Origin of the sequence: Bartonella heixiaziensis, from assembly GCF_046245125.2 — a bacterium.
Taxonomy (GTDB): Bacteria; Pseudomonadota; Alphaproteobacteria; order Rhizobiales; family Rhizobiaceae; genus Bartonella; species Bartonella heixiaziensis.
In genome coordinates, this window is record NZ_CP176404.1 from 40188 (window position 1) to 67091 (window position 26904).

Annotated in this window: 5 protein-coding genes and 1 pseudogene; all 6 read left to right on the forward strand. The window is 38.6% G+C overall.

Annotated features, from left to right (window positions below):
• Positions 1-648 precede the first annotated feature (648 nt).
• A complete protein-coding gene (locus tag ACKC4Y_RS00160) occupies positions 649-6738 on the forward strand; it encodes a Vomp family autotransporter (RefSeq protein WP_409361438.1) in 6090 nt (2029 codons plus the stop codon).
• A gap of 445 nt (positions 6739-7183) precedes the next feature.
• Complete coding sequence (locus tag ACKC4Y_RS00165) at positions 7184-12661, forward strand: Vomp family autotransporter (protein WP_409361439.1); 5478 nt, start codon at positions 7184-7186, stop codon at positions 12659-12661.
• 846 nt (positions 12662-13507) lie between these two features.
• Positions 13508-14380, forward strand: a complete 873-nt coding sequence (locus ACKC4Y_RS00170; protein ID WP_409361440.1) for a hypothetical protein — start codon at positions 13508-13510, stop codon at positions 14378-14380.
• A gap of 21 nt (positions 14381-14401) precedes the next feature.
• Positions 14402-14740, forward strand: coding sequence for a hypothetical protein (locus ACKC4Y_RS00175; protein WP_409361441.1), 339 nt, complete (start codon positions 14402-14404; stop codon positions 14738-14740).
• Between the two features lie 154 nt (positions 14741-14894).
• A pseudogene (locus ACKC4Y_RS00180) lies at positions 14895-15089 on the forward strand (YadA-like family protein); the annotation flags it as partial.
• A gap of 3347 nt (positions 15090-18436) precedes the next feature.
• Positions 18437-26647 carry a Vomp family autotransporter gene (locus tag ACKC4Y_RS00185; RefSeq protein ID WP_409361442.1) on the forward strand — a complete coding sequence of 2737 codons (8211 nt, stop codon included), beginning with the start codon at positions 18437-18439 and terminating at the stop codon, positions 26645-26647.
• Positions 26648-26904: the final 257 nt, after the last annotated feature.

The following is a 26904-nucleotide window of genomic DNA, read 5'->3' on the forward strand; positions in this document are numbered from 1 at the left end:
CTATCCTTACTTTGCTTTGCATCACTTAACTTAAAAAAGAGAGCTAAAAACAAGAAGTCTTACATGATATAAAGAATAATGATGCCTATGGAAGAAAGCAGAATAGGGAATTGTATCTTTAAGTGGTTTGATAAATTGTTTGATCGTTATGATTAAAGCCACAAGGTTACATAATCATTCTAGCTATAATATTCTAAATTACAAGATTTCATAGGAATATGCTTAAGATATCGCCTGAAATTATATATTTCAGTGTTTATTAGAAATAAATTTTGTTTCACCATAAAAAATTATTTTTGTACTCTTGCCATTTTGCTTATGCGCTTTATCTAAAAGGTAGAATGCATCTTGAGGGTGCTGTTTTTGTTATGAGATGAATCGCGATATTTTTGAATGGAGATTATGCAATATTTTTAAAGTTGTATTTTTTCTTTATTTTTTAGCTTGAATCCCTCTAGCTAAAAGGGTTGGGGACTTTTCTAGATTCAATATCTTTTCAGAGATTTTAGGGTGATTCTGTGATGAAAATCACTATCGCGGGGGGGTGTTTTTATCTTTAATTTATTCGTTTTTGGGGGCGCAAACAGGGTTTTGCTGTGAGGTTTTTGCGCGTTGTAATGATATTGGACTCTGTTGGAGGAGGTTCTTATGAAAAAATTATATTCAACATCAAATTTGGTTAAGGCTGTTTCGTTGGGAACAGTAATGACAGCACTGTTATCAAGTGTTTCGCCTATTTTGGCTGCGAATCTCGCGATAACAGGAGCGTCTAGTCTAAGTACGAATAGTCCAAGTGTATCGTATCCATATGGCAGTCATGGCAGTGTTGTCTTTGCGGGTGATGATGATTTCTGTGGTGCGGATAATGTTGTTGGACGTGGGGGTAAACAACAGCAGACAATAAAGGATACTTCTCGTATAACTGCAGTAGAGCAATATGAGAGATTTGTTGGTGAGAAAGTTTTTAATAATCGTAGTCCTTATGGTACAACCACTGATAAGGTTATTTGGAGTGGTGATGGAGTTACGACCAATGATGGTGCTTATATGGGGACACCGACTTTGGGTGTCGCTAATGCGATGCCTGAGGCTTATGGTGTTTATTCTTTTGCAACCGGTTGTGGATCTGCAGCGACGGGGAATTATTCAACCGTTTTTGGTGCAGGTGCAACGGCAAAAGCTGGTGGAGCGCAAGCTTATGGTGTTTCTGCGCTTGCAAGTGGTATAGCAAGTGTTGCTATGGGTGTTGATTCAGAGGCATCGGGGAAATCTGCAGTTGCTGTTGGGGGACTTGCAACTGCATTAGGTAAAAATAGTGTTGCTATGGGGACAAGGGTAAGGGCAGAAAATAATTATGCGATTGCTATAGGTTCAGAGGCTGAAGCTCAAGCTTCAGGTGCTATTGCAATAGGGAGCAGGCGCTCTGACAGAACTGAATCAGTTGATCCTAACAGAAAAGTAATGGCGAAGGCTCAAAATGCGATTGCTATAGGTACGCAGGCTTATGCTGAAACAGAGGATTCGGTTGCAATTGGTGTAAATTCGCAAGTACTTTCTAAGGATGGTGTTGCTGTGGGTGGAGGATCTATCTCTGATAGAGACAAGGGGGTTGCTGGTTATGACCCTATCTCGAATGGTAATTCGACAAAAACCGATATAGCATGGAAGAGCACCACAGGCGCGTTCAGTGTTGGTGAAGTTGGTGGCAGGGGTAGCGGTACGCTAACACGACAAATTACAGGGGTGGCAGCGGGGAGTGCAGACACTGATGCCGTCAACGTTGCTCAGTTGAAAGCTATGAGAGATGTCATGGCAGGAGCAGGAGGAGGCTGGAAACTTTCTGTTAGCAATGGAAATCCTACAGATGTTACTCCAGGCAGTACAGTCGATTTTTCAGTGCAAAGTACAGAAGTAGGAAAAGACAATTTAACGATTCAAAAGGCAAGTGGAGATAATAAGCAAAAAGTCCAATTTGTTTTGAGTGATACTCTTAAATTGGCTAGTGTCACTACAGGACAAAGTTCTATGAGTGACGATGGTTTTATGATCGATAAGGGACCAACTATAACTATAGACGGTATTGATGCTGGCAAGCAACAGATTACGGGAGTAGCAGACGCGACTGAAGATGACCAAGCAGTGACTTATAGACAGCTGAAAGATATAGAAAAGGCAACCAAAACGAGCTGGCAGCTTTCTGTTAATGGTGGAGATGCTACAGCTATTGGACCAAATGGCACAGTAAATTTCCAATCAGCTGGCAATGAAAACAAAAAGAATATTAAGATTGAAAAAGACGAAAATCACAATGTCACATTTGATCTAGCTGATGATATTGAGGTAATGACTGTCACTACAGGCAGAAGCATTATGAGTGCTGCTGGCTTTATGTTTACTGATGGTAATGGGCCAAGCATAACTGTTAATGGTATTAGTGCTGGCGATCAAAAGATTACAAAAGTGGCAAAGGGAACTGAAGATACCGATGCAGTAAATTTTGCACAATTGAACGAAATCAGAAATGAAATGGCAGGAGATAGTCTTGTTAAATGGGACGAAGGACAGGAACTTATCACCATTGGTGAGGAAAAAGGCGGCGTGTCGATTAGTGTTCAAAATAATGAAGGTAAGAAGCGAGTTATTTATGGTGTTTATAATGGAGAAGTCAACTCTAATTCAAATGATGCAATAAACGGTTCCCAGCTTTATTCTACGGGTAGCAACATTGCTAGTTATTTTGGTGGTGGTGCTAAGTATGAGAATGACATATGGACTGGTCCTGTTTTCAGTATTTTACAGCCTGATAAGGATGGTAATATTGAAGATATGGATCACAATAATGTCGCTGATGCTTTTCATGGTGTCAATAGTTCCATCGCGAATCTTTATAATAAAGTCTTTGATATAACAAAAAATAGTCTTGTTAAATGGGACGAAAGACAGCAACTTATCACCATTGGTAAGGAAAAAGGCGGCTCGTCAATTAGTGTTCAAAATAATCAAGGTCAGAAGCGAGTTATTTATGGTGTTTATAATGGAGAAGTCAACTCTAATTCAAATGATGCAATAAACGGTTCCCAGCTTTATTCTACGGGTAGCAACATTGCTAGTTATTTTGGTGGTGGTGCTAAGTATGAGAATGACATATGGACTGGTCCTGTTTTCAGTATTTTACAGCCTGATAAGGATGGTATTTTTACTAGTACGAAATACGATAATGTTGCTGATGCTTTTCGTGGTGTCAATAGTTCCATCACGAATCTTCATAATAGAATCTTTGATATAACAGAAAATAGTCTTGTTAAATGGGACGAAGATGGAGAGTTCATTACCATTGGTGCCGAAAAAGGCGGTATCGAAATCAAAGTTGCGAACTCTGAAGGTGAGAATCGAATTATTTCTGGCGTTGCAGTTGGAAAGGTCAGTTCCGATTCAACAGAAGCAATAAATGGCCATCAGCTTTTCAATTATGCTGCTAATATATCAGAGTATTTTGGTGGTAAGACAGATGTGATTGATGGTTTCAAACCAACTTTTACTGTTCAGAAGAAAGAACATCATAATGTAACGGATGCTTTCACTGATGTGGATAACTCTATCACAGATATTTATAGTCAGATTAACAATGTAACAAGTAATAGTCTTATTAAATGGGACGAAGGACAGAAACTTATCACCATTGGTACTGAAAAAGGTGGTACGAAAATTAATATCACAGGTACTGATGGAGTGCGGACCATTGCGGGTGTAAAAAATGGAAAGATTTCAGAAGATTCAACAGAAGCGATAAATGGTAGCCAGATTAATAAGATATCTGGAGATATTGCAAAATTCTTTGGTGGCAATGCAGCATTTCAGGATGGCGCCTTTGTAGGACCAAGATATAACTTATCTAGAGTTTCTGCAGATGGTAAAGTAGAACGGCAAGAATATACTGATGTTGGTAAGGCTCTTGAAGGACTTGATGTAAATGTCAAAAATGTGAATAATCGTTTGACATATGTCACCAATGAATTTGATCAGAAATTTGATAAATTCTCTCAAGACGCCTTGCTTTGGAGTGAAGGAGAGCAGGCATTTGTTGCACTGCATGTACAAAATGAAGAAAAAAAAGAAAGTAAGATTACTTACCTTTTGAATGGTGATATTACTGAAGAATCAACTGATGCAATCAATGGTTCTCAGCTTCATTCAATGGGTAGTCAGATTGCTAATTATTTTGGTGGTGGTGCTTCATTCGAGACTGGTGTCTTTACAGGACCAAAATATAATTTATCGCATGTTGGTGTAGATGGTAAAGTTGAACAGAAGAGATATAATGATGTTGGATCAGCTTTGACAGGGCTTGATACAAATATCAAGAATGTTAATCAAGGCTTGATAAATGCGATGAATGACGTTGCTCGTTATTTTGGTGGTGGCGCGGGATATGGTGAAGATGGTAATTGGTACCCTCCTACTTTCAATGTTATCCAATTCAAGAATGATGGAACTTCTTCTAAGCAGCCTTACTCAAATGTTGCTGATGCTTTTGAAGGCGTGAATAATTCTTTCACGAATATTCATAATCAGATTTTGGATATAAAACAAAATAGTTTAGTTCAGCAAGAAGAAGATTCTGGACTTATCACCATTGGTTCTCAAACAGATGGTACGGAAATTGATATCACAGGTACTGATGGAGAACGGATCATTACGGGTGTTTCAGAGGGGGAGGTTACTGAAGACTCCACTGATGCAATCAATGGTTCTCAGCTTCATTCAATGGGTAGTCAGATTGCTAATTATTTTGGCGGTGGAGCTAGCTATAAGAATGGAAAGTGGAGCAAGCCTACTTTCAAAATTTCTCAGCGTAATGAGGATGGCACTATTGTTGAGAAAAAGCATCATAATGTTGCTGATGCTTTTGAAGGTGTCGATAATTCTATCACAGATATTTATAATCAGATTAATAATGTGACAGAAAATAGCCTTGTGAAGCAAGAAGGAGAGAATGGTCTTATCACCATTGGTAAGGCAACAGGTGGTACTAAAATCAGCATTGCAAATAAGAACAATGAGGAGCGGACACTTTCTGGTGTGAAAAATGCGACACTTTCGATAATCTCGACTGAAGCAGTAAATGGTTCACAGCTCTTTACGACTAATCAGAATGTTAGCGCTGTAACAAGTGATCTGAAAAAAGTTGCTGAAAATACATCAAAATATTTTGGTGGCAATACAGATGTACTTGCCGGTATAGAACCAACCTTCCTTATTCAGGATAACACATATCATAATGTTACAGATGCGTTTACTGGTGTGAATGTTTCTATTACGAATCTTGATAATAAGATTATTGAAATGAAAGAAAATAATCTTGTTAAGCAAGATGGAGGTGCGTCAGGTGTTATTACCATTGGTGCGAAAACAGCTGGTACTGAGATCAATATTGCAGGCGTTGGCGGTTTGGGACGCACTATTTCTGGTGTAAAAGCAGCAGAAAAGGGTGATGAAGCTGTTAACAAAGACCAACTTGATAAAAGCATAGGACAGATTTCTAAAGATGCTCTGTTGTGGGATGATGCAGAACAGGCGTTTGTTGCACTTCACGAAAAAGATGGAGAAAAGACAAAAAGCAAACTTACATTCCTTATGAATGGTGAAATTCATGAGGAATCAACAGACGCTATCAATGGTAGCCAGCTTTATTTCATGAGCAATCAACTTGCTGCTTATTTCGGTGGTGGTGCTAAATATGAGAATGGCAAATGGACAGCACCTAGTTTTTTGATTTCTCAAGTCAATGCGGATGGCAAAATTGTTGAGAATAAGTATAATAATGTTGCTGAGGCTTTTGGTGGTATTAATAACGGGATGTCAAATATTAATAACCGTATTGATGATGTCATCAATAAGGTCGATTCAGATGCTTTAAAGTGGAATAAGGATAAAGGAGCCTATGACGCTAGCCATGGTAGTCAACCAAGTAAGATTATCAATGTAGCAGATGGTGCAATTGCAAAAGATTCAAAAGATGCAGTCAATGGCGGACAGCTTTGGCAGACCAACGAACGTATCACTAAGGTTGAAAACAAAGTTGACAAAATTTCAAATGCGGTTACCAATATTAATGACACGGTTATCAATATTGAAAACAGAGTTGATGATATTGAAGATAGGGTTGATGATCTTGTTGATGGAGTTGTTCTCTATGACAGAGATGAGAATGGCGAAAAAATCAACAAAGTTACCTTAGTAGGTGGCAACGAAAGTGAACCTGTTACGATTGATAATGTTGCTAATGGTCGTATTGGACAAGATTCAAAAGAAGCTGTAAATGGTGGTCAGCTCCATGATTACACCCAAGAACAGATGAAGATCATTCTTGACCAATCAAAGCACTACACTGATCAACGTGTAAACAATATCGTTATCGATGCTATTGATGATGCCGTTGAACGCGCTAACAATTACACCAATATGAAATTTGAGGCTTTGAATTATCGCATAGAAAATGTACGGAAAGAAGCAAAACAAGCTGCAGCTATTGGTTTAGCAGTATCTAACTTACGCTATAATGACACACCTGGAAAGCTAAGTGTCGCATTTGGTAGCGGCTTATGGCGCGGACAATCTGCATTTGCTCTTGGTGCTGGTTATTCTTCTGAGGATGGAAAAATCCGCTCCAACCTTTCTGCAACGAGTTCTGGTGGTCATTGGGGTGTAGGTGTTGGGCTTAATTTAACACTGAACTAATAAGCAAAAAACTTTTCTTAAATATGCTCCTTGCCCCTGCTTCATAAAAGCAGGGGCATTTTAGTAAAAAGCTTTCATCAATCCTCTAATGAAGTAAAAAATCTTATTCACGAAAAATAAACTGATGCCTAAACGGATGATCAATAGGCACAAAAATTATACCTCTTTCAAAGAGGTCAAAGCTAAAAACAATGCACAACCTTTGATAGAAAATATGAAACATATTCTAATATTAAGTGTTTTTTTACCTTCCTCAAATTGACTTTCACGAACCTGCTTCTAATTACCCTCTAAAGGCGCTGTAGAAAAAACAGCTTATGTCTTAATTTTATTTATGTCCTAAAACATGCTGTAAAAGTAGGAACACGCAAGGGAAATAGGAAAAATTTAGAGCTCTAGAACACACCTTTTTTGTGTTTTTAATCTATTGTTATGAGGGGGTATTATGAAAAAATTATATACTACACAAAATCTGCGTGATTTGAGTTTTTCTCGTTCACATCATCGATCATCATTGTTTAAAGTGGCTTCGTTCGGAACTGCAGTGGCATTGTTTTTATCGAATGCTTCTCCTGTTTTTTCAGCAAATCTCGATTTAACAAAAGCATCTCTTGAAAATGTGAAGAATGCTGCCGTGGTTTATCCGCAAAGCATTATCTCTGCGTATGATTACTATGATGGTGATAAGGAAAATTATTTAACAGCATTGAATGTGGCAATGGTGCCAAAAGTTGATGCTTCTGATGACTATGCAAATTTTTTAACCAAAACCCTTTCTGGTATAAGTAATGATGATCCTATTGTGAATGTTTTGAGGACAGATGGCAAAAACTCATTGGAAAGAACATTAGATACAGGCGGGCAATATAAAAAATTGATCATCAGTTCACAGAATGGTGAGAATACAGCGATTATTGCTGCATTGAATCCTTCGCGCAATGACTCTATGGCTAGAATGCAGCGCGGTACCGGACTGCAACGTGACGTAGAGGGTACTAATGTCATATTTGGTAATGATATAACAAAGCCCGAAAAATTCCATAATAGTAGTGATATTACTGCTCTTGGTGCCAAGATAATAGTAAACGCCGCAGATGTGGTTGCTGTTGGTTATGGTGCGCAGGTGGATAATAGCGTTACTGTTGCTGTAGGTCATTTGGCGTACGCTGTAGGTAAAAAAAGTATCGCAATAGGTGGTGAAGGTAGATGGTCTGATAACCCGATCCCCCCTGAGGGACGTACAATAGCGACGGGCGAAGAATCAATTGCTGTTGGACATCGTGCTAAGGCGAACAGTGTGAAATCTGTAGCTTTTGGTGCTTATTCAAAAGTGAATGTAGATTCAGGTGTTGCGATTGGGAGCGAGTCTGTGGCTAATGTTGCTGCTGGAGAGCATGGTTATAGTTCTTTAGCTAAAGGTCTTACACAGTCTGACAACTTTGCATGGAAAAGTACGCTAGGTGCAGTGAGTGTTGGTGATGCTGAATCACAAAAAACGCGCCAGATTGTAGGAGTGGCAGCTGGTACTAAATTGTATGATGCCGTTAATGTTGCACAGCTAAAAGCGTTAGAAATTTACGTCGACAAAGGTTGGAATTTGTCTGTTGGAGGTGAAAATGCTAAAGCCGTTGGTATAAAAGATACTGTAGATTTGTCGGCTGCAAGTAACAACCTTAAGATCACAAAAGGTGCGGAAGACAATAATGTAAAATTTGATCTAGCAGATAATATTACAGTGGAGCGAGTTACCGCTGGAAGAAGCTCTATGAGTAATGATGGCATTATGTTTGATGATGGGGCTAGAATAACTGTGGATGGTATTGATGCTGGCAAACAAAAGATTACAGGAGTAGCAGCTGGGGAAGCATCTAATGATGCGGTGAATTTTGCGCAGCTACAAGAGATAAAAAATCAAATAGCAGAAAATAGTCTTGTTAAGCAAGATGATGGAGAAGCAGGTCGTATCACCATTGGTATGGCAACAGATGGTTCTGAAATCAATGTTGCAAATAAATCGGGTGAAGATAGGACAATTTCCGGTGTGAAAGCTGCAGTTAAGGATGATGAAGCTGTTAATAAACAACAGCTCGATGGTCAGATTGCAGATGTTGTTGACACCATAAAAAGCAATAGCCTTGTCAAGCGAGAAAAAGAGACAAATCGTATTACCATCGGTAAGGAAATAGAAGGTACAGAGATTAACATTGCAAACAAATCAGATGGTGCTCGTACAATTTCCGGTGTGAAAGAAGCAGTTAAGGATGATGAAGCTGTTAATAAAAAACAACTTGATGGTGAAATTGCAGATATCACAGACAGTATTAAGGTCATTAAAGAAGCAAATAGCTTTGCAGTTCTCTATGATAAAGAAAATGGTGCCGTTAATTATGGTAGTATAACTTTAGGTGGCGATAAAAATAAAGAGCCAGTAGCTCTCCATAATGTACAAGATGGTGCAATTGCTAAAAATTCGCATGATGCGATCAATGGTAGCCAGATTGAAAAAATATCTCGAGATGTAGCAAATTATTTTGGTGGTGGTGCGTCATTCGAGAATGGTAACTTTAAAGGACCCAAATATAGTTTATCTGTTATTGTTGAAGATGGTAACATAGCAAATGCTAGCTACTATGACGTTGGCTCAGCTTTGACAGGTCTTGATGCAAATGTAAAGAATGTGAATACCCATCTGACAAATGTGACAAATGATTTTACACAACGAATCAATAATATTACACAAGAAGTTAAAGGGGACGCTTTGTTGTGGAGCAAGGAAGAAGAGGCATTTGTAGCACAGCATGGAGAGGGAAAAACCAATAGCAAAATTAAGTTTCTTGCCAATGGAGATATTTCTGAAGATTCAACGGATGCTGTAAATGGTTCGCAGCTCTTTGAGACCAATCAGACAGTTGCTAACACCAATCAGACAGTTGTTAATTTAGTTACGGCTTTTAATGGGGCAAATAAGAATATATCAAGTTATTTGGGCGGTGGTGCAGATGTGGTTGCTAATAAAGCACCAACCTATACGATTCAGAACACTGAATATCACGATGTGGGTTCTGCTTTTAGTTCTGTCAATAATTCTATCACGAATATCCAAAATCAGATTACGGATGCAACGAAAAATAGCCTCGTTAAACAGGAAGGAGATGCAGATACTATCACCATTGGTATGGCAACAGGTGGTACTGAAATCAATGTTGCGAACAAATCAGGTGATGCTCGTACAATTTCCGGTGTAAAAGCTGCAGAGCGGAATGATGAAGCTGTTAACAAAGAACAGCTTGATAAAAGTATAGAGAAAATTTCTAATAATATTAATCTCACAACTGCTGCTGCAGTTCTCTACGATAAAGAAAATGGTGCCGTTAATTATGGTAGTATAACTTTAGGTGGCGATAAAAATAAAGAGCCAGTAGCTCTCCTTAATGTCAAAGCTGGTACAATTGCTAAAAATTCGCATGATGCGATCAATGGCAGCCAGATTGAAAAAATATCTGGAGATATTGCAAACTATTTTGGTGGTGATGCCTCATTCGAGAATGGTAACTTTAAAGGACCACAGTATAATTTATCTACAGTTTCTGCGGATGGTGAGGTGGTTCAGAAAACCTTTACTGATGTTGGCTCAGCTTTGAGTGGGCTTGATGCAAATGTAAAGAATGTGAATACCCATCTGACAAATGTGACAAATGATTTTACACAACGAATCAATAATATTACTCAAGAAGTTAAAGGCGATGCCTTGTTGTGGAGCAAGGAAGAAGAGGCATTTGTAGCACAACATGGAGAGGGAAAAACCAATAGCAAAATTAAGTTTCTTGCCAAGGGAGATATTTCTGAAGATTCAACCGATGCAGTAAATGGTTCACAATTATTTGCGACCAATCAGAATGTTACCACTGTTACGAATAATCTCTCAAAAATTTCTCAAAATATATCAAAGTATTTTGGTGGTGGTGCAGATGTATCTAACGGTAAAGCTCCCACTTACACTATTCAGGGTAAGTCACATAATGATTTTGGATCTGCTTTTAGTGCTGTTGATAATTCTATCACGAATATCCAAAATCAGATTACGAATGCGACGAAAAATAGTCTCGTTAAACAGGAGAAAAGTGAAGGTGCTATCACCATTGGTGAGTTAACAGGTGGTACTGAAATCAATGTTGCAAACAAATCAGGTGATGCTCGTACAATTTCCGGTGTAAAAGCTGCAGAGTGGAGTGATGAAGCTGTTAATAAAGCCCAGCTTGATAAAAGTATAGAGAAGATTTCTAATAATATTAATCTCACAACAGCTGCTGCAGTTCTCTACGATAAAGAAAACGGTGCCATTAATTATGGTAGCGTAACTTTAGGTGGCGATAAAAATAAAGAGCCAGTAGCTCTCCTTAATGTCAAAGCTGGCAAAATTGCTAAAAATTCGCATGATGCAGTAAATGGGGGCCAAATTAATCAAATCTTCCAAGATATAGCAAAATACTTTGGTGGGAGTGCGGAATTTAGTGATGGTGATTTTTGGGGACCGGAGTATAATTTATCTACAGTTTCTGCGAATGGTGAGGTGGTTCAGAAAACCTTTGAAAATGTTGGTGACGCTTTGACAGGTCTTGATGCAAATGTAAGGCATGTGAATGATCATTTAACGAATGTGGTCAATAATTTTACACAACAAATCAATAATATTTCACAAGAAGTTAAAGGCGACGCCTTGTTGTGGAGCAATGATGATCAGGCATTTGTAGCACAGCATGGAGAGGAAAGAACCAATAGCAAAATTAAGTTTCTTGCCAATGGAGATATTTCTGCTAACTCAACGGATGCTGTAAATGGTTCGCAACTTTATTTGATGAGCAACCAATTGGCTGCGTATTTTGGTGGTGGCGCTGGCTATAATAATGGAAAATGGACTGCTCCTAATTTCAAGATAGCACAATTCAATAATGACGGTAGTTCTGGTGAGAAGAAGACCTATCATGACGTTGCCAATGCTTTTGACGGCGTAAGTGAGAGTATGTCCAAGATAAACAACCGCATTCAAAATGTTGAAAACAATGTTTCGTCCAATGGTTTAAATTGGAATGGGCAGAAAAAAGCCTATGACGCTAGCCATGATGGTCAACCAAGTAAAATTATCAATGTAGCAGATGGTACAATTGCAGAAGGTTCAAAAGATGCAGTCAATGGCGGACAGCTTTGGCAGACCAACGAACGGATCACTGGCGTTGAGAAAGATGTCAAGCATATCGAAAACAGAGTCGACAATATTTCCACTACGGTTACGAATATTGGTGAAACGGTTTTCAATATTGAAAACAGAGTTGATAATATTGAGAATACGGTTAATAATATTTCTGATGGTGCAGTTAACTATGATAAAGATGCTGATGGTAAAAAGACCAATAAGATCACTCTACAAGGTGGCAACGAAAGTGAACCTGTTATGATTGATAATGTAGCTGATGGTAAAATTGGAACAGGCTCGAAAGAAGCTGTAAATGGTGGTCAGCTCCATGATTATACCCAAGAACAGATGAAGATCATTCTTGATGAAACAAAGCACTACACAGATCAACGGGTGAATAATATTGTTATCAATGCTATTGATGATGCCGTTGATCGGGCTAACCAATATACAGATACGAAGTTTAATATTTTAAGTTATGACATTAAGAGTGTACGCAAAGAGGCAAGACAAGCCGCAGCCGTTGGTTTAGCAGTATCCAACCTACGTTACTTCGACGACCCAGGATCTTTGAGTGTCTCATTTGGTAGCGGCGCATGGCGTGGGCAATCCGCATTTGCTCTTGGTGCTGGTTATACATCTGAAAACGGAAAAATCCGCTCTAATCTCTCTGCCACGAGCGCTGGTGGTCATTGGGGAGTAGGTGGTGCAATCACTCTGAAAATAAAATAATACAAAAAACGAAAACTTAATAAAATTTTCGCCCGTACCTAATCAAGTATGGGCGAAGATTTTATAGATAAAAAGTATCTTACTTAAAGCTAAAATTTCACAGAAGTATATTCCATAATTTCTAATGAGCTTAGCTAAGAAAGTACATTTTCTTCTTGCTATTTAATCTAAAGTTCTGTAGCTAATAAAATATCAATAAGATCTCACTTTTGGTAGAAAAAAATTACATTTTTTCCGTAAGATACGAGGTGTTTATTAGAATGTTTTCTTCCATTTAAAAAAGCTAAGTGTTAAAAACACCTATAAGTCAAAATTCCTTTCAGAACAAAGGAACATTAACTTTAGCAATTAGCAGTAAAACCAATATGCAAATTTCTCGATTTTGAGCTTTACTAAATAACCCTCATCACCTCTTAGTAACACACAAAACAAAATCAATTACTTTAAAAGTATAAACTCAACACCTGAAAAATGGCGCCAAATTATGCCTTTTTTATGTCTAACCAACCTTTTTCTTAATTCCCAACTTCATAAACTGCTTTGGAAAAAAACACCGCTTAAAAACAAAAATCCCTTTAAACGAATGGCTGATCACTCCTTATGGCGATACTATTAAAGACTTAAATAATCCCTTTTTCTACTACGACAACCCGAAACCTGTAAAAAAGAAAAAATCAAAATCCTGGAGCCCCGATAACGCTGAAATATGTCTTTTTGATGTTCTAAATATATTTTTTCCTTACTTGGAGAATTTATTATAAAAAAATTATATACCACACGAGCACGCAATGATGTAAATTATCCTCGTTCTCCTTATCTATTCTCTTTGGTTAAGGGTGTTTCATTTTGGTTAAGGGTGTTTCATTTGCTGCAATGGTTGCATTTTTATCAAATGTTTCTCCTAGTTTTTCAGCAAATTTTGATTTAACAAGAGCCCCTTTTGAAAGTGCCAAGAGTATTGTTGTTGCTTATCCCCAAAGCATTCTCTCAGCGTATGATGACGATGATAAGGAAAATTATTTAACAGCGCTGAATGTTGCTTTGACATCCAAGGTAAATGCTTCTGAAGACTATACAAATTTTTTAACCAAAACTCTTCTAGGTCCGAGTGATGAGGGCTCTATAATCAATGTTTTGACAGCAAACAGTAATAACCTATCGAAAAAAACGTTAAATGCAGGGGGGCAAGATAAAAAATCTCTCATTAGTTTACAGTCGTTTGTGGTTGATAGCTCTGCAGACCAACCGTTTGCAGAAAATGATGAGAATACAGATATTATTAATGTATCTAATATCTTGCGGAGTGGTTCAACTGAGGGAATGCAACGTGATGTATCGGGAAATAATGTCATTTTTGGTGTAATCATTAATGCGAAAACCACGGAGTGTGTTGTTATTGGTTATAAAGCGCAAGCACGGTTAGACGATGATGACAGTAAAGATCTAGCATCGTCTGTTGTCATTGGTTCTAAGTCGCAAATTCATAGAGGCGGATCTGTCGTTGTTGGTGCTAACACAGAAACACTAGGGAATGACGCGGTTGCTGTTGGTCGTTTTATACGGGTGGAGGAGAACGCCGGTACAGCTCTAGGCTTTAAAACGCAGGTGAAAGTGGCAGGGGGCGTTGCTCTAGGAAGCGATTCTGTAGCCAATAGGGCACCTGGTGTTTTTGGTTATACTCCTTTGCTGCAGGGTCCTGCAACAAATACCGAATCGTAATGGAAAAGTACGCGGGGTGCAGTGAGTGTTGGTAATGGGAGCGAAACGCGGCAAATTATAGGGGTAGCAGCTGGTAGCGGCGATACTGATGCAGTTAACAAGGGTCAGCTTGATGAAAACGTAACCACTCTTTCTAAAAATATTGAAGACGTGCGTTCTGTGGCGGTTCTTTATGATGAGGAAGAAGATACAGAAGAGGGCAGTACACTTACCAGATCAGCGCGTAAAGTGAATAAGAAGAGTGTAACTTTTGGAAATCTGAGCCAGGGGCAGGTTGGTTTGCATAAGGTTGCCGCTGGTAAAATTACCGAAAACGCTCATGATGTCTGCGAAGTATTTTGGTGGTGGAGCTGGCTATAAGGATGGAGAGTGGAAAGCGCCGGAATTCAAGGTTTCGCAATTCACTACAGATGGAAGTTCATCTGAAAAGAAGATCTATAATGATGTAGCGAGCGCTTTTGATGGCGTCAGTGATAGTATGTCAAGTATCAACGATCGTATTAAAGAAGTTTCGTCTAATTTACGTTACAATGATGCTCCGGGGAAGTTGAGTGTTGCGTTTGGTAGTGGTATATGGCTTAATCAATCCGCGTTTGCTTTTGGTGCTGGTTATACATCTGAAGATGGAAATATTCGTTCCAGTTTATCTGTCACGAGTGCTGGAGGTCGCTGGGGTGTAGGTGTAGGACTGAGCTTAACGCTGAATTAATGATAAAAAAAACAAATATTTTGAGAATTTTGTGTTTGCCCCTGCTTTAGTTAAGCAGGAGCAAAACATTTTTTATAAAAATCAATAAATGTACAATTAGACTAAAAAACAAATACCCAATACAGAATTTAACGATTTATGGAAGCTTTCTATAAGACTTTAGATATAACAAATTAGCTCTCCACCTACTTTCTAATCACTTTTTCAAATGTTAAAAAGCGTTCTATTTTTATTCTTGTTGTTTTACTTGTTTTTTATTTTATAAGTGAGAGGCTAAAAGTTAACGGGAAATATTCTAGTTAAAAATAGAAAGAAACAATTGGAAATAGATAATGATCCATAGCTTTTAAAAAGTTAATTTTCTTTTTACTATTAATCAAAAATACCTTTTCTTTTTTATTTTGTTAATTTTTTTAGTGATTGCTCTTTTATCGAATGCTTTTTTTGTTATTCCAGAAAAACTTGATTCAAGAAAAGTATTTTTTGAAATTATCAAGAGTATTGCAGAGACATATTCCATAAAGTGCGATCTTTGCTTGTATTGACTATGCCGGTCTTTTGGATGCCCCTAGTGTATCAAAAAGCAATTATTTAATAGCACTGAGTGTGGCGGTAACGTAAGCAGTTAATTCTTCAAGAAATTATGCATATTTTAAATCAATAATTTTTTGAGTGAGAGCGATAATAATATTATCCATGCATGTTTCTATAGCCAAACGGCTATAATTTATCGAAAAGAAAATGAAGTATAGAGTAAACAATATAGAAGGATCTATCTTCATTCCACGGCTATCTATTCGCGATGGTCTGACAACCTAACATTTCAGTGAAAATGGTAGGGACATAAGATTGTTGATGTATCTAATACCTCACAAAATGATTCATTCGCCGGAAGACGAAGGGGGTGTATTGGGGTTAATATCATTTTGGTAATAGAAAAAATTTTCTGACAGTAATAGAGATTGGTTTCAAGGTGCATGCGACCTTAGGCGATAACGAGGAAGATACAGCTTTGTTATTATCAACTTTGATCCGCGCTAATAGTCTATAGAGGCACCGCTATTGTTGTTGGTGCCAATAAGGTGATAACGAAGGTGGGGATGGATTAGAAATTGTAAGACACAGATGGAGCAGAAAGCTTCTATTACTTTGGATAGAAGAAGTTGGAAAAGGATAACATTTCTATAGGCCGTATGGTGTATATTTTAGGTAAAAACAGCATCGCAATAAGTTCTAAATGTAATGATAAAGGGAAAGACGGCTATAACAACCAAAAAGGGGGATTATTCAACAGCGATGGGAGTTATTTCTAAAGCTTTATATTATTCCAAACTTCTATTGGTCAGTGTGCAAAGACAAACAGAAAACTATTATACAGCTTTAGATTTCTATGTAAAAGTGTTGTCAGAAGCAGGGATTTATGGGGTGCTTCTATGAGTGGTTATAATCTTATTATAGCAAATGCTAAGCAACAGACAGTGCACTAGATGCGGGATAAGTTTTGGATAAAAAACGCGATAGATTGTAGGAGTAGCGGCTAGTATTCAACACTGGTGTCGTAAGTATTATCCAGCTAAAGGCATTAAGAGAGGGCTGCTTATAAAAAATTGGAGGCTTTCTGTTGTTTGTGAAAGTTCTATAGCGTTGATTATAGATTTGGCATCTGAAAGTAAAAATTTCGGAACTGTGAAGGATAAAGATTACAATAAATAAAGTCTGATCTGGCTCATAGCATTATGCTGGATAAGGTAAAAATATTGCAGAATACTTGAGATGCAACTGGTTTAGTAGATCACGAATGGTTCGAAAATGGCCACTGTTAGCGTTGATGTGGGAATAAAGAGATAAAGGGAATTAAGGTGGAAAACTCTATAAAATCTCACAACAGACGAGTGAATAATTCTTTCATAAATTTGAATAATGAGATTGTTGATATGAAGAAGAACATTCTTGTTACGTAAGATAAAGAGACTAAGCGATAAATGTAGGTCTTATAGCCATTATGAGAGTAACAAAATTTATTATTGCTCGTAAGGAAGGAAGAAGAGTTATCCATTGGTAAATCCAGAAGGCTGTATTAAAGTCAGTATTTTGAACAGTGAAAGCAAAAGAATCGGGCACTTTTCGATCTAAAAGAGGGTTTTCTTGTAGCAGGATCAACCAATGCAGTGGATGGCTATCAGCTTTATTCGTTAAACAAGCAGTTTGCTACATATTTTGTTAGCGGTAGTGGATCTGATGAGGAAAGAAAATAGAATCGCTTCTGCTTTCACAGTTAAATACAGTTAATGCTTATAGCAGCGTTACTTTGAGAAAAGTTATACGAGTATTGCAGACGCTTTTGGGGATGTTAGTAACGGTAAGTTAATATAAATAGCAGTATTAATGAGATGAAAATCAGAGTCGATTCAGATATTTTGCATTAAAATAAGGGAAGAAAAGCCAATGACGCTAATGATGGTGATCAAGTGAGTAAAATTCTTATATGTAGCAAATAGTAAAATTGAATAAAATTTAACTGATACAGTATAAAGAGTGCACAGTTTAGAGCTCAACGAGTGTGGGGTGAATATTGGAAACAATGTTGGTAGTATTGAGAACACATTTAAAATTTTTCTAATAGGGTTAATTAAAATCATTTTGAAAAGAGGACAAGTGTTGATAAAAAAGCACACTCAGATTCATAATGATGCTTTTTTATAAAGATCACAAAAAAGTCATATTTTTATGTTGCTATTTTCTTGAACAGTCTATAGTGATGCGGAAATGTATATTAGTAAGACTCATTTTGATAAAATAACTTTCAAAGGGGGGAAATTAGTGCGTAAAGATAGAAGGTACATCACAAGACCGCGCATATATCATTACATGATACTATAAAAAGAGAAAACCTAACTAAAAAGCCGATTATCCGAGGCAAACTAGATTTCGAACATATTACAATCTCTTTTTGCTTTACTTGTTATTAATAAAAAAATGTTTTCTAATAAAACTGAAGTCTATAATTAGGAAAACACACACTAAAACCTTTTTTGAAAGATTTTATATAACGACGACCAAGTAAAAAGTAAGATTAAATATGCAAGACCTCTTTTTAGTTAGAAAAAACAGCACATTAAAACCCTTAGACTCTAAATGTGTTATTTTTATGTCCACAAAACATAATCAAAAAACAAACATTTAGGTCACAACACAGAAAGCACAAACAAAACGAGATTAAAGACTCAAAATGTTCACACTCTAAGCAATAATCCTCTATTCTCAATTCCAAAGAGGTCAATAATGCTAAAATGTGTCTTTTTTATGTTTTGGAGGTGTTTTTAAATTTTTTCATTGGAGAGTTTGTTATGAAAAAATTATATGCCCCACAAGCAGCGAGTGAATTAAAACGTTCTCGTTTTTCTTTTGTTAAAGTTCTTTCGTTGGCTACAGCGGCTACATTTTTATCAAATGTTTCTCCTAGTTTTTCAGCAAATTTTGATTTAATAACAGCCCCTTTTGCAAGTACCGAGAGTATTGTTGTTGCTTATCCCCAAAGCATTCTCTCGGCGTATGATGACTATGATGGCGGTGATAAGGAAAATTATTTAACAGCGCTGAATGTTGCTTTGACACCCAAGGTAAATGCTGCTGATGACTATGCAAATTTTTTAACCAAAACTCTTCTAGGTCCGAGTGATGAGGGCTCTATAATCAATGTTTTGACAGCAAACAGTAATAACCTATCGAAAAAAACGTTAAATGCAGGGGTGCAAGATAAAAAGCCTCTCATTAGTCCACAGTCCTTTGTGGTTGATAGCTCTGCAGACCAACGGCTTGCACAGGATGATGAGAATACAGATATTATTAATGTATCAGATTTCTCACGAAATGATCCCATCACGAGATTGACACGTAGTGCTGGGATGCAGCGTGCGGAAGAAACGAATGTCACGCTTGGTAAAGGGATAAAAATAACATCATATGCCGAGAATGTTGCTATTGGTACTAATGTATCAGTACTAGCTAGAGAATCCGTTGCTATTGGTTATTATGCGGAGGTGAAGAGCCGGGGCAGTATTGCTATAGGTCGTTATGCGCTCGCTGAAGGCGAAGGAAGTGTCGCAATAGGTGGCGAACTTCCACATGGAAATACTGCACCGTTTCCCAAAGACGGTCGTACAATTGCAGGAGGAGATCGCTCGGTCGCTATTGGTAAGAACGCTAAATCTCAAGGTTTTCAGGCTGCTGCTGTAGGTTATGGTAGTACTGCTGAGAAAAATAATGGGGTTGCTTTTGGTTATATTGCATTTGCAGGGAGTGACGAGTCCGTTGCTATAGGTTCTTATCCATATGCAGGAGGACAAGATAGTATAGCTGTGGGCCACATGTCTCGCGCTTTAGGTGTCAGCAGTATCGCAATAGGTGGTGAATATCATAAGGAGGATGAGTGGAGTGAATATACATTAGCAAAAGCTAATTATACAACTGTTTTAGGTTCTGTTTCTCAGGCCTTAGGACAGGGTGCAACTGCTCTTGGTTATCGTGCTAAGGCGATTGATGAGTTCTCCATTGCTTTGGGTTCTTATTCGGAAGCACAGGGAAAGGGAGCTATCACTATAGGTGCCAATTCTGTAGTTTCGGTGGAAGATGGTGTTGCTCTAGGAAGAGATTCTGTAGCTAATAAGGCTGCTGGTGTTTCTGGTTATACTTCTCTGTTGCAGGGTCCTGCAAAAAACACCGAATCGCAATGGAAAAGTACGCGGGGCGCAGTGAGTGTTGGTGATTATAGTAAGGGTATAACCAGACAAATTACAGGCGTAGCAGCTGGTTCTGAGGTTGCCGATGCTGTGAATGTTAGGCAGTTGAGAGACTTAGAAGATGTTGTAAGAAAAAACGGTTGGAAACTCTCTGTTGGCGGTGCAAATGGTACAACTGTTCTTATGGATGGTGATGTAGATTTTTCTGCTGGAAGCACAAATCTTCAGATTGCAAAAGGTGATGAAGACAATAAGTTAAAATTCGATTTAGCTCAAGATGTTGCATTAACGAGCTTAAAGGCAGGCACAAATACCCTAGATGCCACCGGCTTAGTGATTACGGGTGGTCCGCAAATAACGACGGCTGGTATTGGTGCTGGCAGTAAAAAGATAACAGGATTGGCAAAAGGGACTGATGATACTGATGCCGTTAACAAAGGTCAGCTTGATGAAAACGTAACCACTCTTTCTAAAAATATTGAAGACGTGCGTTCTATAGCAGTTTTCTACGATGTAGAAGAAGATACAACAGAAGAGGTCAGTACACTTACCAGAACAGCACCTAAAGCGAAACAAAGCAGTGTGACTTTTGGTGATCCTAAAACAGGCACTGTTGCATTGCATAATGTTGGAATTGGCAAGATTACAGCAGATTCAACGGACGCTGTTAATGGTAGTCAGCTTTATTCGCTTGGCAGCGAGGTTGCTAAGTATTTTGGCGGTGGCGCCAAGTATGATGGTGGCACATGGACCGCTCCTACATTCACGGTTAAATCGGTTAAGAATGATGGTGTTTCTGAAGATAAGGTTTATTCTGATGTAGCATCTGCTTTGAGTGGAGTTGGTAGTTCTATCACGAATGTTCAGAATAAATTGACTGAGCAGGTTAACAATGTGGTTAACAAGGTGGAAGGCGAAAGTTTTGTTCAGCAAGATAAAACAACACATCTCCTCACTATAGGTGCTAAATCAGAAGGCAGTGAAATCAATATTGCCAATAAGACTGGTGCGGATCGGACTCTTTCCGGCGTGAAGGACGCGACAAAAAACAATGAAGCCGTTAACAAAGGACAGCTTGAGAAAGGTTTAAAGGATCTTTCGAACAATCTTCAGTCTGATGAATCAGCTGTTGTTCATTATGATAAAGGTTCAGATGGTAAAACTAATTATAGTAGTGTGACTTTGGGCGGTAAAGATAAGACAGCTGTAGGTCTCCATAATGTTGCTGATGGTAAGATTGCCAAGGGTTCACATGATGCAATCACGGGTGGTCAGGTTAACACAATCGGTGAGGATGTTGCCAAGTTTTTAGGTGGTAATGCGGCATTTAAAGATGGTGCTTTAAGCGCTCCGACTTATAAGATCTCAAATATTGCTGAAGATGGTACGGCAACAGAAAAGCCATACAACGATGTTGGTTCAGCCTTTGCTGGTCTTGATACGAGTGTCAAGAATGTGAATGCGCGCATTAAGGAAGTGTCGCAAGGTGTTGCTCAGGATTCTTTGAACTGGAGCAAAACTGCTCATGCCTTTGTCGCGCAGCATGAAAAGAGGGAAGAACAAGCCGACGGCACAGTTGTAGTGACGCAAGAAAACAGCAAGATCACATCGCTGGCTGATGGTTCTATTGTGGTAGGTTCGAGCGATGCGATTACGGGTGGTCAGATTTATGATCTTCGAAAACAGTTTGCTGGCTATTTTGGTGGCGGTGCTGGTTATAATGAGAAGGGCGAATGGCAAGCTCCAAACTATAACTTATCGAATATTGATAAAGATGGTAAGGTAACAGATAAATCACACACCAATGTTGGTTCTGCCTTTGAAGGACTTGATGATAATATCAAAACTGTGAACGCTCGCATTAAGGAAGTCTCTGAAGGTGTTGCTCAGGATTCTTTGAACTGGAGCAAAACTGCTCATGCCTTTGTCGCGCAGCATGAAAAGAAGGAAGAAAAAGACGGCAAAGTTGTAGTGACACAAGAAAACAGCAAGATCACATCGCTGGCTGATGGTTCTATTGTGGTAGGTTCGAGCGATGCGATTACGGGTGGTCAGATTTATGATCTCCGAAAACAGTTTGCTGGCTATTTTGGTGGTGGCGCTGGATATAATAAAGAAGGCAAATGGATAGCTCCTACTTTCAAGGTCAAACAAATCGGTTCTGATGGTCATATTACTGATGAGACTTATCAGAATGTAGCGGATGCTTTTTCTAGTGTTGGTAATTCTTTCGAGAGTGTTCATAATGAGATTAACACTATGAGAAGTGATAGTCTTGTTAAGTGGAATGAAGAGAAGAAACTGATCAAGATTGGTGGCGAAAAAGATGGTACGACAATCACTGTTGCCGATAAGGATAGTAAGGATAGAATACTTTCTGGCGTGAAGGATGCAGAAAAGGGCAACGAAGCGGTTAATAAAGCCCAGCTTGATAAAAATATAGATGCACTTACGAATGAAATTGAAGAAGTGCGCTCTGTAGCAGTTTTTTATGATGAGGAAGAAGATACAGAAGAGGTCAGTACACTTACCAGAACAGCACCTAAAGCGAAACAAAGCAATGTGACTTTTGGTGATCCCAAAACAGGCCCTGTTGGATTACATAATGTTGGAACTGGTAAGATTGCTAAGGATTCACATGATGCCATAAATGGCTCACAGCTTTTTGAGACAAATGATAAGGTTGCGACCTATCTTGGTGGTGGTTCGGCATTTAAAGAAGGTTCTTTGACAGCTCCGACTTATAAGATCTCTAATATTACTGACAATGGTACAGTAACGACTAGTTCATATAACGATGTTGGTTCAGCTTTTGCTGGTCTTGATGCGAGTGTCAAGAATGTGAATACGCATCTAACGAATGAGGTCAAAAATTTTACTGATAAAGTAACGAATATTACGCAAAAATTTAAAGGCGATGCCTTGTTATGGAGTGATACAGCCCATGCCTTTGTCGCGCAGCATGAAAAGAAGGAAGAAAAAGAAGACAACACAGTTGTAGTGACACAAGAAAACAGCAAGCTTACGTCACTTTTAGATGGAGCAATTAATGATAGCTCAACGGATGCCGTGACGGGTAACCAGCTTCATAAATTGGGTACAGGGGTTGCAAAATCTTTGGGTGGTAACGCTAGCTATGCAGAAGGAAAGTGGAGTGCTCCTACATTCACGGTTAAGAGCGTGAAAGAAGATGGGAAAACAGAAGATAAAGACTATCATGATGTAGCAACAGCTTTTGCTGGAGTTGGTACCTCTTTCTCAAATGTGAATAATTCTATTACGAATATTAAAAAAGAGGTTACCAAAGAGATTGCGGATGCAAAAAGTGATTCATTGAACTGGAGTAAAACTGCTAATGCCTTTGTAGCGCAGCATGAAAAGAAGGAAAAAGACAACGAGGGCAAAGTTGTAGTAACACAAGAAAACAGCAAGATAACGTCCCTTCAGGCTGGCAAGATTACAGCAGATTCAACGGACGCTGTTAATGGTAGTCAGCTTTATTCGCTTGGCAGCGAGGTTGCTAAGTCTTTAGGCGGTGGGGCTGGATATGCGAATGGCACATGGACCGCTCCAAGTTTTGTAGTTAGTAAATTTGATGCGGAAGGTAAAGCTACTGAAGAGAAGTATGATGATGTTGCCGCTGCTTTTGCAGGTGTTAGCAGTTCTATTACGAACATTCATAATGAAGTTAACAAGGAGATTAACAAAGTTGTAGGGGATAGCCTTGTTAAGCAGGATAAAGATGCTGATCCTATTACCATTGGTAAGGAAACAGATGGCACTGTAATCAATGTTGCGAACAAAAGCGGTGTGAAACGGGTTATTTCTGGCGTAGATGATGCGAAAGATAACAATGATGCCGTTAACAAAGGCCAGCTTGAGAAAGGTTTAAAGGATCTTTCCAACAGTCTTCAGTCTGATGAATCAGCAGTTGTTCATTACGATAAACAAAAGGATGGTAAAGTTGATTATGCGAATGTCACCTTTGGTGGTAAAGATAAGACAGCTGTAGGTCTCCATAATATTGCTGATGGTAAGATTGCCAAGGATTCCCGTGATGCAATCACAGGTGGTCAGATTAATATAATCTCTCAGGAAGTTGCCAAGTTTTTAGGTGGTAATGCGGCATTTAAAGATGGTGCTTTAAGCGCTCCGACTTATAAGATCTCAAATATTGCTGAAGATGGTACGGCAACAGAAAATTCATACAACGATGTTGGTTCAGCTTTTGCTGGTCTTGATACGAATTTCAAGAATGTGAATACGCATTTGACGAATGTTGTCAATGAATTCACTGAAAAAGTAACGAACATTACGCAAGAAGTTCAAGGTGATGCTTTGTTGTGGAACAAGGATCAGGGGGCGTTTGTCGCGCAGCATGAAAAGAGGGAAGAAGGAGACGACGGCAAAGTTGTAGTGACACAAGGAAACAGCAAGATCACATCGCTTGCGGCTGGCAAGATTACAGCAGATTCAACGGACGCTGTTAATGGCTCTCAGATTTATTCTATGAGTGAAATGGTTGGTAGTTATTTTGGCGGTGGCGCTGGATATGATAAAGAAGGCAAATGGATTGCTCCTACTTTCACGATTAAGACTGTTAAGGATGATGGTACTGAAGAAGAGAAGAAGTATAATACTGTTGCAGAAGCTTTTGCTGGTGTTGGTACATCTTTCACGAATGTTAAAAACGATATTACTAACGTGGTAAGTAATAGTCTTGTTAAGTGGAATGAAGAGCAGAAAATAATCAAGATTGGTGGCGAAAAAGAGGGTGGTGTGATTACTCTTGCCGATAATAAAAATACGGCGCGGACACTTTCTGGTGTGAAGGATGCAGAAAAGAACGACGAAGCAGTTAACAAGGGACAGCTTGATGAGAATGTGACAAAACTTTCTGATGACATTGAAGAAGTGCGTTCTGTGGCAGTTCTTTATGATGAGGAAGAAGCTTCAGAAGAGGTCAGTACACTTACCAGATCAGCACCTAAAGTTAATAAAAATAGTGTGACTTTTGGTGATCCCAAAACAGGCACTGTTGCTTTGCATAATGTTGCCGCTGGTAAGATTGTCAAGGATTCTCATGATGTGATCAATGGTGGGCAGATTGAGACAATAACTCAGAATGTAGCCAAATTTTTGGGTGGCGATACAGCATTTAGCGATGGCGCTTTTACTGGTCCAACCTATAAATTGTCCAAAGTTTCTACAGAGGGTGAAGTAGCAGAAAGCGAATTTAAAGATGTTGGCACAGCTTTTGCAGGGCTTGATACGAATATCAAGAATGTGAATCAGCGTATTAAGGAAGTCTCTGAAGGTGTAGCACAAGATTCTTTGTTGTGGAGTGATACTGAAAAAGCATTTGTAGCGCAGCATGGAAAAGATGAAACAGCAAAAACGAATAGTAAGATTAAGTTTCTTGCAAATGGAGAGGTTTCTGAAAGCTCAACAGAAGCGGTGAATGGTTCTCAGCTTTATTCCTTGAATACTACACTTGCGAAGTATTTTGGTGGTAATGCTAAATATGAGAATGGTGCATGGACAGCTCCTATTTTCAAAGTTACGACATTCAATGATGATGGAAGTCCTGCAGAGCAGGAGTATGAGAGTGTAGCGGCTGCCTTTGCTGGTGTAAGCAGTTCATTCACGAAGCTTCATAATGAGATATCAGACAATATTGAGCAGAATGCGTTGTTGTGGAGTGATGAAGAGAGTGCCTTTGTAGCGCTTCATGGTAAGGAAGATGCAAGAAGCAAGAGCAAACTGAAGTCCCTTTTAGATGGTGATATCTCAGAAGGTTCGACGGAAGCGATGACGGGCAACCAGCTTTATTTGATGAGCAATCAGCTTTCTGCCTATTTTGGTGGTGGAGCTGGCTATAAGGCTGGTGAGTGGACAGCACCTACTTTCAATGTTGCGCAATTCAATTCTGATGGAAGTTCATCAGAGAAGAAGATCTATAATGATGTAGCGAGCGCTTTTGATGGCGTCAGTGATAGTATGTCAAGTATCAACGATCGTATTAAAGAAGTTTCGGATAATAGAGATACGAATAGTTTGAATTGGAATGAAGACAAAGGATCGTATGACGCTAGTCATAAAGGGGCATCGAGTAAGATTACGAATGTAGCTGGTGGTAAGATAGAAGAAGGTTCGCAAGAAGTTGTGAACGGTGGCCAGCTCTGGACTGTTAATGAGAAGGTAAAAGAGGTTGAGACCAAGGTAGATACGATTGATCAGCAGGTAAAAGATATCACGACAGCAGTAACGGATGGAGCTGTTAACTATGACAAAGATGCGGATGGCAAAAAGACCAATAGCATTACGTTAGCAGGTGGGAATGAAAGTGAACCTGTTTTGATTGCTAATGTTAAAGATGGCAAAATTGAAGAAGGCTCTAAGCAAGCAGTTAATGGTGGTCAGTTACATGATTACACAGAACAGCAGATGAAGACGGTCCTTGAAGATGCGAAAAAGTATACGGATGATCAAGTGAACGGTCTTGTCAACAATGGCGTTAATGAGGCAAAATCCTATACGGATATGAAGTTTGAAACGTTGAATTATGCCATTGAAGATGTTCGGAAAGAAGCAAGACAAGCAGCAGCTATTGGTTTAGCGGTATCGAATTTAAGCTATGACGATACACCAGGAAAATTAAGTTTTTCATTTGGTAGTGGTTTATGGCGCAGTCAATCCGCATTTGCTATTGGAGCTGGTTATATGTCTGAAAATGGAAGATTTCGCTCTAATATATCTGCAACGAGTGCTGGGGGACATTGGGGAGTAGGTGCTGGATTTAGGGTAACACTGAATTAACAATAGAAAATTCGAAATAAACTTTTCCTTCTCTTATCAAATGCGTTACATGTGGCATTTTAAGAGAAGGAAAGTTATTCTCATCATAAATGAATAGCAATAGAAGATAATGGGTTTATTTCGAATAAAAATGTATTTTTTATTATGAAATTTTATGTGAAAAAATCATTTATCATCTCCAAAAGGAATTATTTGAGTAATCGATATTTATTTTGAGAGAGGTTTTTCCTTATAAGAGAAATATATATTATAATAAT